General features: G+C 70.6%; 14 protein-coding genes and 1 pseudogene. 9 read left to right on the top strand and 6 right to left on the bottom strand.

Features of this window, described 5'->3' with window-relative positions; translation table 11 throughout:
• Nucleotides 1–574, bottom strand: a pseudogene (locus KF910_RS13570) (phosphomannomutase/phosphoglucomutase); the annotation flags it as partial.
• A 161-nt stretch (nucleotides 575–735) separates the two neighbouring features.
• On the opposite strand from KF910_RS13570, the gene gpmA reads away from it, so the two are divergent.
• The 4 genes from gpmA to KF910_RS13550 all read left to right on the top strand — a co-directional run bounded on the left by gpmA (nucleotide 736) and on the right by KF910_RS13550 (nucleotide 4,710).
• On the top strand, nucleotides 736–1,449 hold the full coding sequence (gpmA, locus tag KF910_RS13565; protein WP_292263807.1) for a 2,3-diphosphoglycerate-dependent phosphoglycerate mutase: 714 nt from the start codon (nucleotides 736–738) through the stop codon (nucleotides 1,447–1,449).
• Nucleotides 1,446–2,072 (top strand): bifunctional diaminohydroxyphosphoribosylaminopyrimidine deaminase/5-amino-6-(5-phosphoribosylamino)uracil reductase RibD, encoded by a 627-nt coding sequence (locus tag KF910_RS13560; protein WP_292263804.1) that lies wholly within the window; start codon nucleotides 1,446–1,448, stop codon nucleotides 2,070–2,072. The genes gpmA and KF910_RS13560 overlap by 4 nt, the downstream gene beginning before the upstream one ends.
• A gap of 107 nt (nucleotides 2,073–2,179) precedes the next feature.
• Nucleotides 2,180–3,451: a pentapeptide repeat-containing protein gene (locus tag KF910_RS13555; RefSeq protein ID WP_292263801.1), complete on the top strand. Its 1,272-nt coding sequence runs from the start codon at nucleotides 2,180–2,182 to the stop codon at nucleotides 3,449–3,451.
• Nucleotides 3,448–4,710, top strand: coding sequence for a pentapeptide repeat-containing protein (locus tag KF910_RS13550; protein ID WP_292263799.1), 1,263 nt, complete (start codon nucleotides 3,448–3,450; stop codon nucleotides 4,708–4,710). Before KF910_RS13555 ends, KF910_RS13550 begins: the two co-directional genes overlap by 4 nt.
• Before the next feature lie 67 nt (nucleotides 4,711–4,777).
• Here the strand turns inward: KF910_RS13550 and KF910_RS13545 are convergent, their stop codons facing one another.
• Nucleotides 4,778–5,245 carry an Hsp20 family protein gene (locus KF910_RS13545; protein ID WP_292263796.1) on the bottom strand — a complete coding sequence of 156 codons (468 nt, stop codon included), beginning with the start codon at nucleotides 5,243–5,245 and terminating at the stop codon, nucleotides 4,778–4,780.
• A 243-nt stretch (nucleotides 5,246–5,488) separates the two neighbouring features.
• On the opposite strand from KF910_RS13545, the gene KF910_RS13540 reads away from it, so the two are divergent.
• The 3 genes from KF910_RS13540 (at nucleotide 5,489) to KF910_RS13530 (ending at nucleotide 8,359) form a co-directional block, all read left to right on the top strand.
• The gene (locus tag KF910_RS13540; protein ID WP_292263793.1) at nucleotides 5,489–6,289 is read left to right on the top strand and encodes a class I SAM-dependent methyltransferase; all 801 of its coding nucleotides are present in this window, start codon (nucleotides 5,489–5,491) and stop codon (nucleotides 6,287–6,289) included.
• A gap of 100 nt (nucleotides 6,290–6,389) precedes the next feature.
• Complete coding sequence (locus KF910_RS13535; protein WP_292263790.1) at nucleotides 6,390–7,307, top strand: class I SAM-dependent methyltransferase; 918 nt, start codon at nucleotides 6,390–6,392, stop codon at nucleotides 7,305–7,307.
• Nucleotides 7,304–8,359: an alpha/beta fold hydrolase gene (locus KF910_RS13530; protein ID WP_292263788.1), complete on the top strand. Its 1,056-nt coding sequence runs from the start codon at nucleotides 7,304–7,306 to the stop codon at nucleotides 8,357–8,359. Before KF910_RS13535 ends, KF910_RS13530 begins: the two co-directional genes overlap by 4 nt.
• Here the strand turns inward: KF910_RS13530 and hisN are convergent.
• Nucleotides 8,356–9,141: a histidinol-phosphatase gene (hisN, locus tag KF910_RS13525; RefSeq protein ID WP_292263785.1), complete on the bottom strand. Its 786-nt coding sequence runs from the start codon at nucleotides 9,139–9,141 to the stop codon at nucleotides 8,356–8,358. The two genes, KF910_RS13530 and hisN, sit on opposite strands and share 4 nt — an antisense overlap.
• A gap of 49 nt (nucleotides 9,142–9,190) precedes the next feature.
• Nucleotides 9,191–9,577: a helix-turn-helix domain-containing protein gene (locus tag KF910_RS13520; RefSeq protein WP_292263782.1), complete on the bottom strand. Its 387-nt coding sequence runs from the start codon at nucleotides 9,575–9,577 to the stop codon at nucleotides 9,191–9,193.
• Between the two features lie 177 nt (nucleotides 9,578–9,754).
• Here KF910_RS13520 and KF910_RS13515 point away from each other — a divergent pair, with 177 nt between their 5' ends.
• Entirely contained in the window at nucleotides 9,755–10,003 is a 249-nt protein-coding gene (locus KF910_RS13515) for a GlsB/YeaQ/YmgE family stress response membrane protein (RefSeq protein WP_292263779.1), read from the top strand.
• A 125-nt stretch (nucleotides 10,004–10,128) separates the two neighbouring features.
• Here the strand turns inward: KF910_RS13515 and KF910_RS13510 are convergent, their stop codons facing one another.
• A complete protein-coding gene (locus KF910_RS13510; RefSeq protein ID WP_292263776.1) occupies nucleotides 10,129–10,746 on the bottom strand; it encodes a hypothetical protein in 618 nt (205 codons plus the stop codon).
• Between the two features lie 173 nt (nucleotides 10,747–10,919).
• On the opposite strand from KF910_RS13510, the gene KF910_RS13505 reads away from it, so the two are divergent.
• Entirely contained in the window at nucleotides 10,920–12,545 is a 1,626-nt protein-coding gene (locus KF910_RS13505; protein WP_292263773.1) for a phosphatidylglycerol lysyltransferase domain-containing protein, read from the top strand.
• Between the two features lie 6 nt (nucleotides 12,546–12,551).
• On the opposite strand, the gene typA is transcribed toward KF910_RS13505, so the two are convergent.
• Nucleotides 12,552–14,144 (bottom strand): translational GTPase TypA (gene typA, locus KF910_RS13500; protein ID WP_292263771.1); only part of this gene is annotated, 1,593 nt, incomplete at its 5' end.

The raw sequence follows: 14,144 nt of genomic DNA, 5'->3' as shown, positions 1-14,144 counted from the left end.
CGACCTTGATCGGGCGGCTCAGTTTCACCTTGGCCGAAACCTCCTGCAGATAGCGTTCGCGGAAGTCCTCGATCCGCTCCAGCCGCCCGCCGGGGCGCGACACGCCCTGGTCCTGCAGCACGATCTGTTTCAGGCGTCCGATCTCGTCGGGGCCGAAGGTCAGGGGCGGCTGGGCGCCCATCTTGACGCCGGTCCAGCCGTTCTCGTTGTGGCTGGCCGTGACCATGGCCACGCAGGGGGCGTCCAGGGCGAACTGGGCGAAATAGGCCATGGGCGACAGGGCCAGGCCGATGTCCAGAACCTCCATCCCGCCTTCCAGCAGGCCCAGGGTCAGGGCCTGTTTCACGCTGAGGGAGTAGCTGCGGAAGTCGTGGCCCACGACGATGCGGGGCCGAACCCCGATCTCGTGCACATAGGTGGCCAGGCCAAGGCCCAGGGCCTGTATGCCCAGAAGGTTGATCTCCTTCTCCAGCACCCAGCGGGCGTCATACTCCCGGAACCCCGTGGCCTTGACCAGGGGCGTGGTCTCATAGGCGGCGGTGTTGGGCAGCAGGTCGGCGCGGGGCTTCGGCATGGCGGGCTTTCTGAACAGCGAAGGCGACCGGCTATAGCCGGGCGGGGGGCGCCGCGACAACGCACGATCCGGCGCCGGGGTCCCCGGTCGCGGCCTTGAACCCCCGCTTGACCGAGGGGGGCGCCCGGCCTACGCCCGGTCGGGAACCGCCGGAGTCCCGAATGCCCCGCCTGATCCTGCTGCGCCACGGCCAGAGCCAGTGGAACCTGGAAAACCGCTTCACCGGCTGGGTCGATGTCGATCTGACCGCCGAGGGCCAGGCCCAGGCGCGGCGCGCGGGCGAACTGATCGCCCAGGCGGGGTTCACGCCGGCGGTCATGTTCACCTCGGTGCTGAAACGGGCCAAACGCACCGGCGCCCTGGCCCTGCAGGCGGCCGGGCTGAAGGATGTGCCGGTGATCGAGGACTGGCGTCTGAACGAGCGGCACTACGGCGGCCTGACCGGTCTGGACAAGGCCGAGACGGCGGCCCGGCACGGCGAGGATCAGGTCAGAATCTGGCGGCGCAGCTATGACATCCCGCCGCCGCCCCTGGCGCCGGGGGGGGAGTTCGATTTCGCCGCCGATCCCCGCTACGCCGGCCAGGACATTCCGGATACGGAAAGTCTGAAGACCACCCTGGACCGTGTCCTGCCCTATTGGAACGCCGAGATCGCGCCGCGCCTGGCCGCCGGCCAGGATGTGCTGATCGCCGCCCACGGCAATTCCTTGCGGGCCATCGTCAAACACCTGTTCGCCGTGCCCGACGACCGGATCGTCGGGGTCGAGATCCCGACCGGCAATCCGCTGGAGATCGATCTGGACGCCGGGTTGAAGCCGACGGCGGCCCGCTATCTCGACGCCGACCGCGCCCAGCCCCTGCCGGTGGTCGGATGAGCGGGCCGGACGACACGAGCTTCATGGCCCGGGCCATAGAACTGGCCACCGCCCAGATGGGCCAGACCTGGCCCAACCCTTCGGTCGCCTGCGTCATCGTCAATGGCGGCGAAGTGGCGGCCGAAGCGGCGACCGCGCCCGGCGGCCGCCCTCACGCCGAGGAGCAGGCCGTGCCCGCCGCCGGCGCCCGCGCGCGCGGCGCCACCGCCTATGTCACGCTGGAGCCGTGCGGGGCGCGTTCGTCCGGCCGAAAATCCTGCTCGCATTTCCTGGCCGAGGCCGGCGTGTCGCGGGTGGTGGTGGCCTGCGTCGACCCCTCGCCCTTCGCCTCGGGTCGGGGGGTGGAGCGGCTGCGCCAGGCGGGGCTGGAGGTCGAGACCGGCCTTCTGGCCGACCAGGCGGCGGTCCTCTACGAAGGCTATCTGCACCGTCTGGAGACCGGCCGGCCGATGGTGCGGGTCTCGGCCGACGGCGAAGGGTTCGACGCCCGCTTCGCCGCCTCGCCCAAGGCCGACCTGGTCACCGAGCTGAAACGGCTGGGAGAGGCCGGCTACACCCGGCTGTGGACCTCTCCGGGCGAACTGGCCGACGCCTTGAAGGACCAGGGGCTGCTGACCGAATAGGCCGGCGCGAGCGTCCGCATCACGCCGATACGCCTTCTACGTGAAACGAAGCAAAAACCGTGGCTTTCGCAAAGCTTCCTTAAGCCGGGGCAGCCTAGGGTGGCCTCATGTCAGCAACCGCCCAGGCCGTCACGAGGCGACGCCTCAGCCAGGAGGAGCTGGACGCCATCTGCGTCCGGCACGAACGGCTTTGGCAGGCGCGGCCCGGCGGGGCGAGGGCGGTCTTCGCCTGGCTGGACCTGTCAGGACTCAGCCTGAAGGGCCGCAACCTGGCCGACGCCGACCTGGCGGCGGCCTGTCTGGTCGGGTGCGACCTGACCGGGGCGCGGCTGGACAACGCCAATCTGTTCGGGGCCGACATGCAGGAGGCGATCCTGGTCGAGGCCAGCCTGAGGCGGGCCGACCTGCGCGGCGCCTGCCTGCGCGGCGCCGACCTGACGGGCGCCGACCTGTTCGAGGCCGACCTGCGCGAAGGCGCCCTGGCGGCCGCCGATTCCAAGACCGGCTATCGCATCGTCGAGGCCCACATGAGCCGGTCCGCCGAGGCCCAGGGGGCCTGTCTGGCCGGGGCCAATCTGCAACGCTCGCGCCTGTCGGGCGTGATGGCCGCCGCCGCCGACTTCTCGGATGCGGTGATGAAGGACTGCAAGCTGGTCCGCGCCAATCTGAAGGCCGCCAGCTTCCGCGGCGCCGACCTGTCCGGCGCCGATCTGTCGGGCGCGGACCTGACCGGCGCCGACCTGCGCGACGCCGTGCTGGTGGGGGTCAAGGCCGCCATGTGGCGCACGGACGGGGCCGACATGTCCGGCGCCCTGACCGACGACCGCCCGGCCGGCGCCCCGGTCAGCAAGATGCCCGCCGCCGAGATGCTGCGCGAACACGCCCTGTGGTGCGAGACGGGCGGGGCCCAGGGCCAGCCGTCGGTCTTCGACGGGGTCGACCTGCGCAAGCTGGGCTCGATCACCGGCTACAACCTGACCGCCCTGTCGGCGCGTGGCGCGGTCTTCTACGGCCTGGACATGGAGGGGGTGCAGCTTCAGGGCGCTCATCTGGAGGATGCCGACCTGCGCTCGGCGCGCCTGTGCCGGGCCGACCTTCGTGGCGCGCGGCTGACGCGGGCGCGCCTGTCGGGCGCCGACCTGCGCGAGGCCCAGCTGGGGCCGCTGCTGATCGGGCCGGAGCGGCTTCTGCCGGCCGACCTGACCGACGCCAGCCTGCGCGGCGCCGACCTGTCGGACGCCGATCTGAGGCGAGCGGTCCTGCACGGCGCCGACCTGACCCGGGCCAGCCTGCACGGCGCCCAGGTTCGGCAGACGGATTTCGACGGCGCCGTGATGACGGGCGTTCGCGGGCTGGACCCGCAAAGGGGGACCGAATGACGGCCATGGTGCGCCGACCGCTCAGCCAGGGCGAGCTGGACCTGTTCGTGGCCGCCCATCAGCGCTTCGTAGAGGGGCGCGCGGGCGGTCGCCGCCTGTCGCTGAAATTCATCGACCTGTCGGGCCTGAATCTGGCCGGACGGTTGCTGGACGACGCCGACTTCTCCGGCTCATGTCTGGAGAACGCGATCCTGGCCGGGGCCAGCCTGGAACGGGCCATCCTGTTCGGCTGCGACCTGCGGGGGGCCGATCTGAAGGGTGCGCGTCTGAAGCGCGCCGACATCCGCGGCGTCTCCTTGCGCGGCGCCAACCTCAGCCAGGCCGACCTGACCCAGGCCGACTTCCGCGAAGGCGTCATCGCCATCCCGCACGCGACCAAGGGGCTGTCCGCCGTCCGGCATGAGGCGGTCAAGGGGGTGGCCGACGGCGCCGTCTTCTCGGGCGCCACCCTGGACGGATCGAACCTGGACGGGATGAGCGCGGCCAAGGCCGACTTCACTGACTGTTCGATGCGTGGCGCGCGTCTGAACGGGGCCAATCTGAAGGATGCGGACCTGTCCGGCGCCATGATGGACGGGGCCGAGGTGGTCGGCGCCAACCTGGCCGGGGCGCGGCTGGTCGGGGCGGTCCTGACCAGCGTCGCCATGAATTCCGCCAAGCTGGACCGGACCGACCTGGCCGGCGCCCTGCGCGATCCCGACCCGGCCGCCGTGGCCCGCGCCGAGGACCTGTATCAGATCGCCCTGGACGGCAACGCCTGGGTCGAAAGCGGCGGCGCCCTGGGCGCGCCGGCCCAGTTCGACCGCGAGGATCTGCGCCCCCTGGGCGCGCGGCTGAAGGGGCTGCGGCTGTCGGCCGCCTCGGCCAAGGGCGCTTGTCTGGTGGGCATGGACCTGCGCGGTGTGGCCCTTCAGGGCGCCTGCCTGGACGGGGCCGACCTGCGTGGGGCGGACCTGCGCGATGCGGACTTGCGGGGGGTTAGGATGAGCCGGGCCAACCTGGCCAACGCCGACCTGCGCCAGGCGGACCTCAGTCCCCTGCCCCTGGGCGGCGGCCGCAGCCTGCCGGCAATGCTGGAGAACAGCCGCCTGCGCTACGCCCGGCTGGACAACGCCGACCTGACCGGCGCCCACCTGTTCGGCGCCGATCTCTCCGGCGCCGAGATGCGCCACGTCGCCCTGACCGAGGCCGATCTCGGCGGAACCCGCCTGGACCGCGTCGTCGGGCTGGAGCCGCCGGCGTCCGAACACGCGGCCTGAGGGCTTACGAAAAAGGGGCGGCCGAAGCCGCCCCGCAAGTTTCGGATCAATGGAGGAAGGCCGTGGATCAGGCGGCCTTCTTCGCCTTGCCCTCGATCAGCGGCTTGCCCGCGGCGATCTCGATGCGACGCGGCTTCAGGGCCTCGGGCAGCTGACGCTCCAGGGTGATCGACAGCAGGCCGTTCGACAGGTCCGCCCCCGTCACCACCACATAGTCGGCCAGCTGGAAACGGCGCTCGAAATCGCGCTCGGCCAGGCCACGGTGCAGGAAGGTGCGGTTCGCCGACGCATCGTCATTGGCGGTCTTGCGGCCGGTGACGGTCAGCAGATTTTCCTTCACCTCGATGTTCAGCTCGTCGGGCGTGAAACCGGCGACGGCGATCTCGATGCGATAGGCGTTCTCGCCCGTGGTCTCGATATTGTAGGGCGGCCAGCCGTTCTCTTGACTGGTGCGCGCGGCGCTTTCCAACAGGCCCGCCAGACGGTCGAAACCGACGGCCGAACGATAGAGCGGCGAGAAATCATAGGTACGCATGTCATCCTCCTGAGGATCAGCAAGGTTGAGCCGCCCCCGCGTTTTCGGCCCGGGACGGCGTTGGGGGTCCGCACCCGACGGTCCCCATGGGGCCCCGGCAGGTCCGCGAGAGCCCGGGATCGGCGCTCTCGATTGCTGAGATGGTGCGCCCCGGGCGGCCGTCAAGGGGCGCCCTGCGACCTCATTCGCCCTTGCCGGGGCGACCCAGCCGTCTATGCAGGAAGGCCCCGCTCGGAGACCCTCATGCGCCGCTCGATCGTCCTCGCCGCCTTCGCTGTGATCCTGCCCGCCGCCGCCCAGGCCCAGTCGGCCGATGTCCCGCCGGGGGGCGCGCCCCTGCACCTGCCGCGCACGGCCCTGGCCACGACCCCGCCGGACTATCAGACGGACACGGCCCTGCTGGCCGCCATCGATGCGCCGACACGGCCCGAGGCGGATCGCGCGCGCGACATCTTCCGCCACCCGGAAGAATCCCTGACCTTCTGGGGCCTGACGCCCGGCATGACGATCATCGAGGTCCAGCCCGGCGCCGCCGGCTGGTGGCGGGTGATCCTGGAACCCTACGCCCGGGCCACCGGCGGCCATTACGCCCCGGCGGACGACGTGGCGGCCCTGGAGGCCCAGCCCGAAGGGGCGGCCGACCTGGTCCTGATCGCCCGCGCCTTCCACAACTGGGCGCGCCAGGGGAGGACCGACGCCGTTCTGGCCGCGGCCTTCCGCGCGCTCAAGCCCGGAGGCGTGCTGGCGATCGAACAGCATCGCAGCGTCGAGGGGCTGAACGTCGCCGACACGGCGCCGACCGGCTATGTGCCCGAAAGCTACGTCATCCGCGCCGCCCAGAGCGCCGGTTTCGTGCTGGAGGCGCGCAGCGAGCTGAACGCAAATCCCAACGACGACCGCAACCACCCGTTCGGGGTCTGGACCCTGCCGCCCACCCGGCGCGACAGCCAGGACGGCCGCACCCTGACGGCGCAGGAACGGGCGGCCTTCGACGCCGTGGGCGAAAGCGACCGCATGACCCTGCGCCTGCGCAAGCCCGCGTGAACCGTGGGCCGCGCGCTTTGACCCTGGCCGCGAACGCCGTTAATGCCGTCCGACCGAGGCGCGCCGCCTGTCTTTCGCGGGCGTTGATCGGGGGAGGCGCATGGCGGATCGGGGCGCGGTGACTGAAGACGGCTTTTCGCGTCGCGGGCTGATGGCCACCGCCCTGTCGGCGGGGCTGTTCGCCCTCGCCGGATGCGATCGCAAGTCCGCCACCGAAGCGCCGGCCGCCCCCGATGCGCCTGAAGGCCCGTCGGTCGGGTCGCTGGACTGGGCCGTGGCCGGCCCCTGGCGGGCCAAGGACCGGGCGCGCGACGCCTGGCGCCATCCGATCGAGACCCTGCGCTTCTTCGGCCTTCAGCCGCGCATGACGGTGGTCGAGATGTGGCCCGGCAGCGGCTGGTATACCGAGATTCTGGCCCCCTACCTGGCCAAGGGCGGGGGCAAATACGTCGCCGCACTGTTCGCCCAGGGACCGGGCGGCGACCCGTCCCAGGCGGCGCTGAACGCGGCCTTCCAGGACCATTTCACCTCGGATCGCAAACTGTATGGGCCGATCGAGATGTCGGCCTTCGGCGCCCTGACCGGTCCCCTGACCGAGGCGGGGTCGGCGGACATGGTGCTGTTCCTGCGGACCGTGCATTCCTGGATGGCCTCCGGCCTGGCGGAAAAGGCCTTCGCCGACGCCTTCGCCGCCCTGCGGCCCGGCGGCGTCCTGGGGATCGAACAGCATCGGCTGGGGCCGGAGGACAATCAGGACCCGGCCGCGGCGAACGGATATGTCCAGGAAGCGTTCGTCAAACAGCTGGCGGCCGAGGCGGGTTTTGTTTTCGTCGCCGCCTCGGAAATCAACGCGAATGAAAGGGACAGCAAGGATCATCCGTTCGGCGTCGAGACCCTGGCGCCCCGACGCCTGACCGCGCCGGCCGGCGAACCGCCCAATCCGGGCTTCGACCGGACGAAATTCGACGCGATCGGTGAAAGCGACCGCATGACCTTGAAGTTCAGGAAGCCTGAGTGAACCGCGCCGCCGCCTTCGCCGCCAACGCTCCCCTGATGGGCGTGCCCGGAGCGTCCGCCCCTCCGGGTGGACAGGGCGACTGGTTCCGCGGCGCCGGGGGCCTGCGCCTGCGCGCCGCCCTGTGGTCGCCCTCCAGCCTTGTGGCCGAAAAGCCGCGCGGCACGGTGGTGCTCAGCCCCGGCCGCACCGAACCCATCGAGAAATATTTCGAGCTGATCGGCAATCTGGTGGCGCGCGGCTGGTGCGTCCTGGCCCATGACTGGCGCGGCCAGGGGCTGTCGGCCCGCCTGCTGCCGGATCGGCTGAAAGGCCACGCCCGGGCGGTCGAGGAATTCCTGGACGACTACGCTCGTCTGCTGGACGCCTTCGAGGCGCGGGCGCCCAAGCCCTGGATCATGGTCGGCCATTCGATGGGCGGGGCGCTGAATCTGTTGAGTCTGGAGGCGGGGGAAAGCCGGTTCGCCGGCGCCGTCCTGTCCAGCCCGATGCTGAAGATCCGCACCGGCAAGCGGTCGATGTGGTCGGTCAAGCTGGCGGTGCGCTGGAACCTGCGCCACGGCAAGGCCGGGGACTATGTGCTGGGCGATCCTGATGATCCGTTCGACCATAGCTTCGAGAACGACGCCCTGACCTCGGACGAGACCCGCTACGAACTGTGGCGACAGCAACTCTACGCCTGCCCGCACCTGGCGGTCGGCGGCCCGACCTGGGGCTGGCTGGCCTTCGCCATTGATGCGGGAGAACGGGCGCTGAAGCCCAAGGCATTGAAGTCGGTGCGGATTCCCGTCTGCATCGTCCAGTCGGGCGACGATGACCGGATCTGGAAACAGACCAACCGCTGGGCCGCCAAACGGCTGGGCCGCGGCCGCTATGTCGAGGTTCCGGGCGCCAAGCACGAGGTCATCATGGAGACCGACGACCTGCGCGCGATCTTCCTGAACGAGTTCGACGCCATGGCCGACTATGTCTCGCCGGTCCAGGACCTGTCGCCGATCGCGGCGCCTGCCGAGCCCGAGATCGCGCCGCCGGCCGAGGCTGTGGCTTCTTCCTAGAGCGCCGCCCGGCCAAGGCTCGCTAGGGCCTGGTCGATCAAGGCTGTGTCGCCGACGGCCAGGATGCGGCCGTCCCCGCTGGGCGGCTGACCGCGCCAGTCGGTCACCCTGCCGCCCGCCGCCTCGATCACCGGGACCAGGGCGGTCCAGTCCCAGGGCTTTAGCGCCGTCTCGGCCACCAGATCGATGCGCCCGGCCGCCACCATGGCGTAGGCATAGGCGTCGCATCCCAGCCGGGCCAGGCGGGCGGCCTTCCGCAGCCGGGTCCAGGCGTCCCGCTCGGCGCCGTCGAAGATGTCGGGGTCGGTGGTGGCGATCACCGCATCGTCCAGCCGGGGACATGGCCGGCAGGCCAGGGCGGTTTCGCCGCCTCGCGCGATCAGCCGAGCCCCGGACGGACCGCCCAGGAAGATCTCATCCAGATAGGGCTGGGCGATCGCCCCCACCGTGGGCCTGCCGTCGACGCGCAGGCCGATCAGGGTGGTCCACAGCGGCAGGCCGGCGACGAAGGCCCGCGTCCCATCGACGGGGTCCAGCACCCAGACATGCTCGGCCTCGGGCCGGTCCTCGCCATATTCCTCGCCCACCACGCCATGGTGGGGATAGCGTTCGGCGATCCGGCGCCGGATGGCGGCCTCGGCGTCGCGGTCGGCCTGGGTCACAGGATCGAAGCCGCCAGGGCCGGCCTTGTTGTCGGTGTCGCAGTCCGTGCGGAACAGCGGCAGGGTGACGGCGGCGGCGATATGCGCCAGTTCGACGGTGAAGGCTTCAAGCTCGGTCATCACCGACGGGCATACCCACGCCCCGCCGGCAAGTCACGATCGGCTCGGCTCAGACGCCCGGCGAAGGTTCGCCTTCGGCGTGCAGCGACTTGGCCAGGTCCAGCAGGCGTCGGCGCGGCCGCTCGCCCAGCTGATAATAGGCCTGGATCAGGTCCAGGGTTTCCTTGCGCGAGAACATCTCGCCGTTGGCGCCGTTGGTTTCCTGGCGCTCCATCGCCTCGGCCAGGCCGTCGTAGAAATAGTTGACCGGCGTCTCCAGGGCCTCGGCCAGCTGCCACAGCCTGGCGGCCGAGATGCGGTTGGCGCCGCATTCGTATTTCTGGATCTGCTGAAAACGGATGCCGACCTGCATGGCCAGCTGCTGCTGGGTCAGGCCCAGAAGGCGGCGGCGGCGGCGCAGGCGGCGGCCCAGGTGAAGATCGATGTCGGTGGCCATGGCCCCATTCCCTCGTTTCCCGCTGTCCCGGAACGGGACGGCTCGCCTGGATCGGTTCAAGGGACGTGCCGGACTCCCCTGAAGGGCGAGAGACGCGGTGAGTTGACGCAACCCCCCGCCATGCTGTGCATTATGGGCAAGAGGCAGCTTGGCCTTATCGAGGAAGGAAACACACCTATGGGCGGAATGGGAATCATCGCCTGGATCATCATCGGCATCGTGGCCGGGTGGCTGGCGGAACAGATCATGGGCCGCAACCACGGCCTGATCACCAACCTGATCGTCGGCATCATCGGCGCCGTGGTCGGCGGCTTTCTGGCCGGCGCCCTGGGCATCAGCTGGGGCGGCTGGATCGGCTCGACCATCGTCGCCACCATCGGCGCGATCGTCCTGCTGTTCCTGCTGGGCCTGATCAAGCGCCGCTGATTTTCGGCGTAACCAAATGGAAGAGGGGCGGCCGGCCGGCCGCCCCTTTTTTTCCGTCCGGCGTCCGGCCAAAGAAAACGGGCGGCCTCGAAAGACCGCCCGCTTGCAGCTCAAGCCTGAGGCTATCAGCCCTGGGGCGAATCCTCGGCCGGGGGCGTCGGCTCGCCGGCGTCGGCGGGCGGGGTCGCGTCCTGGGTCGTCGGCGCGGCTTCCGGCAGGGTCGGCGGAGGCGCGGTCGGGACCTCTTCCGTCGTGGTTTCGTCCGCTGGCGGAGCGGCGGGCGGGGTCGCGTCCTCCGACGGCATGGCCTGCATGGACGGATCGGGCGCCGCGGCCGGTTCGGTCGGAGAGACCGGCTCGGCGTCCGGAGCGGGCGTGGCCTCGGTCGTGGCCGGGGCGGCCGGGGTCTCGTCGGCGTCATCGGCCTCGACGGGCGGCGCCGCCTGGAACTCGGCCTGGGTCGAGGAGACCGACAGGCCTTCGCCGCTCTGCTGCAGGCCGTCCAGCGGCACGGCGCGGATCTGACCGTCGGCGCCGCGCACCTGAAGCTCCTGCGGGCCCGAGGCGTTGGTCTGCACCCCTTCCAGTCGGCCCAGTTCGACGCCGCCGGCGCCGGTCACCACGGCGCCCGGCTGGACAGTGATGCTGGAGGGCGATTGCGGGGGCGTATCCTGGGCCATGGCCGGAACGGCGAACAGCATGGCGCCGGCCACGCCGGCGAGAAGTGCGGTCTTGCGGATCATCGGAACTCTCCTTTGGCGGGCCCAGCCCGCGGGGTGACAACGAAACACGCCGCGTTACGGATCGTTTCGCCCGCCCCCAAATGACCCCTCGCTCGCCGCAATCGGTCTGCTTCCCGACGAAAGCGTGGCGGTCTACCGTCGCTCCCATGACCGCCAAACGATCACCGGGGCTCATGGGCCGGCTGGGGGGCCTTGCGTTCGAGCTGACGCCCCAGGCCTTCGCCGTGATCACCTTCACGGCCGGGGTGGTAGTGCTGGCCTCGGCGGCGACGCCGGCCTTTTCGCACCGGCTGGTGCTGCTGGACCGGCTGCTGCATCCGGTGCTGATCGACCTGTCGCATTTCGCGGCCAGTGTCGCGGGCTTCCTGCTTCTGCTGCTGTCGGCCGGGCTGTGGCGGCGACGACGCGGGGCCTATTGGGCGGCGCTTATCGTCCTGATCGTCGGCGCCCTGCTGTCACTGCTGAAGGGGCTGGATTGGGAAGAGGCGATGGAGCTTGCGGCCGTGGCCGCCCTGCTGGCGCCCTGCCGCGCCGCCTTTGATCGGCGCTCGCGGCTCAGCGAGCCGTTGCGCCCGACCTGGCTGCTGCTGGTCGGGGCGGTGGTGGCGGCGGTGCTGTGGCTGGGTTTCTTCGCCTATCGGGACGTGGCCTACCGCGACGAGCTGTGGTGGACCTTCCTGACCGACCGACAGGCGTCGGGCTTCCTGCGAGCGGCGGCGGTCCTGGCGTTGCTGACCCTGGTCGCCGCAGGCCGGTCCCTGGTCAGCGCCCCCGGCGCGCGCAACCATCGGCCGGCGGGCCCGGAACAGGTGGCGCAGGTTCTGGACCTGTTGAAGACCGCCGACCGCGCCGCGCCCGAGGCCTGGCTGGCCGCCCTGGGCGACAAGGCCCTGATGTTCAGTCCGTCCGGCCGCAGCGTCCTGGCCTATCGGGTGCGCGGGCGGCGCTGGATCGCCATGGGCGAACCGGCGGGTCTGGCGTCCGAACGCCGCGAGCTTCTGTGGGCCTTCGCCCAGGCGGCCGACGGCTATGGGGCGGCGCCGGTCTTCTATTCGGTGGGCGAGGGGCTGCTGGCGGACCTGGCCACCCTGGGTCTGGCCGTGCGCAAGGTGGGCGAAACGGCCGTGATCGATACGGCGGCCTTCAGCCTGGAGGGCAAGGCGCGCCAGAACCTGCGCACCGCCGTCAACCGGGCCGAGCGCGAAGGGGCCGTGTTCGACATCCTGCCGCCGGGGGCGGCCTCGGCCGTGGTGACCGAACTGAAGGCGGTCTCAGATGCCTGGCTGGCCCATCACAAGGGGACGGAGAAGGCCTTTTCCCTGGGCCGGTTCCATCCGGCCTGGCTGGACCTGACGCCGGTGGCCGTGGTGCGGGTCGAAGGGCGGATCGTCGCCTTCGCCAATCTGATGCCCGGCGCGCGGCCTCAGGACGGACTGGCCGTCGACCTGATGCGCCACGCCCCCGACGCCCCGCCGGGGGTGATGGACTATCTGTTCGTGCGCGCGATCCAGTGGGCGCGCGACCAGGGCTGGGGCGCGCTGGACCTGGGGCTGGCGCCCCTGTCGGGGCTGGACGACCGGCGGCTGTCGCCGGTGTTCGCACGGGTCGGCGCCCTGGTCTTCGACGAAGGCGGGGCGGTCTACGGCTTTTCGGGCCTGCGCGCCTACAAGGCCAAATTCGGCCCCGACTGGCGGCCGCGCTTCATCGCCGCCCCGCCGTCGACGCCCCTGGCCCTGGCCCTGCTGGACGTGGCCCTGCTGACCAGCGGCGGCTGGCGCGGCATGCTGGGGCGCGGCTGAGGCGCCTCAGTCTTCCTTGACGCGCTTCTTGCGGAAGGACGGGTTCAGCACCTGTTTGCGCAGGCGGATCGACTTGGGCGTGACCTCGACCAGTTCATCGCTCTCGATATAGGCGATGGCCTGTTCCAGGCTCATGATCCGCGGCGGGGTCAGGCGCACCGCCTCGTCCTTGCCCGAGGCGCGGACGTTGGTCAGCTGCTTGCCCTTGATCGGGTTGACGTCCAGATCGTCCGACCGGCTGTTCTCGCCGATGATCATGCCCTGATAGGTCTTTTCGCCCGCCCCCACGAACATGACGCCGCGCTCTTCCAGGTTCCACAGGGCGTAGGCCGCCGTGTCGCCGTCCGAGTTGGAGACCAGCACCCCCTTCAGGCGGCCCTCGATGGCCCCCTTGTAGGGTTCATAGTGGCTGAAGACGCGGTTCAGCACGCCGGAGCCGCGCGTGTCGGTCAGGAACTCGCCCTGGTAGCCGATCAGCGACCGCGACGGGCAGGCCAGGGCGATGCGGGTCTTGCCCGCGCCCGAGGGGCCCATGTCCTTCAGCTCGGCCTTGCGGGCCGAGAGCTTTTCGATGACCACGCCGGTGTGTTCGTCGTCCACGTCGATGACGACTTCCTCGATCGGCTCCATCCGCTCGCCGTTCTCGCTAGTCTGATAGACCACGCGCGGACGGCTGATGCTGACCTCGAAGCCCTCGCGGCGCATGTTCTCGATCAGAACGCCCAGCTGCAATTCGCCCCGACCCGCAACATCGAAGGCGTCGGCGCCGGGGGTCTCGGTGATGCGGATGGCGACGTTGGCCTCGGCCTCCTTCAGCAGGCGGTCGCGGATGACGCGGCTCTGCACCTTGTCGCCCTCGCGGCCCGCCAGGGGGCTGTCGTTGACCGAGACGGTCATGGAGATGGTCGGCGGATCAATCGGCTGGGCGTCCAGCGGCTCGGTCAGCTCCAGGGCGCACAGGGTGTCGGCCACGGTGGCCTTGGCCATGCCGGCGATGGCCACGATGTCGCCGGCCTCGGCGCCTTCGTCCACCGGTTGGCGCTTCAGGCCGCGGAAGGCCAGGACCTTGGTGATCCGGCCCTGTTCGATGACCTTGCCGTCGCGGTCCAGCGCCTTGATCGGCGTGCCTGGAAGCGCCTTGCCGCTTTGCACCCGCCCGGTCAGCAGGCGGCCCAGGAAGGGGTCGCTCTCGATCAGGACGTTCAGCATCTGGAACGGCTTGTCCACATTCGCCTGCTGCTTCGGCGCCGGGACGTGGCTGACGATCAGGTCGAACAGGGGCGCCAGGGTGTCGGACGGCTGGTTCAGATCCAGCGTCGCCCAGCCGCTGCGGCCAGAGGCGTAGATGTGCGGGAAATCCAGCTGCTCGTCCGTCGCCCCGATGGCCGAGAACAGGTCGATGGTCTCCAGGTGCACCCGGTCCGGGTCGGCGTGGGCGCGGTCGACCTTGTTGATGCACAGGATGGGACGCAGGCCCATCTTCAGCGCCTTGGTCAGCACGAATTTGGTTTGGGGCATGACGCCTTCCTCGGCGTCGACCAGCAGGACGCAGCCGTCCACCATGCCCAGGATCCGCTCCACCTCGCCGCCGAAGTCGGC

It is taken from the genome of Brevundimonas sp., from assembly GCF_019636155.1.
Classification (GTDB): domain Bacteria; phylum Pseudomonadota; class Alphaproteobacteria; order Caulobacterales; family Caulobacteraceae; genus Brevundimonas.
Note: the sequence above shows the minus strand (reverse complement) of the source record. Positions and strands in the feature narration are given on the sequence as shown.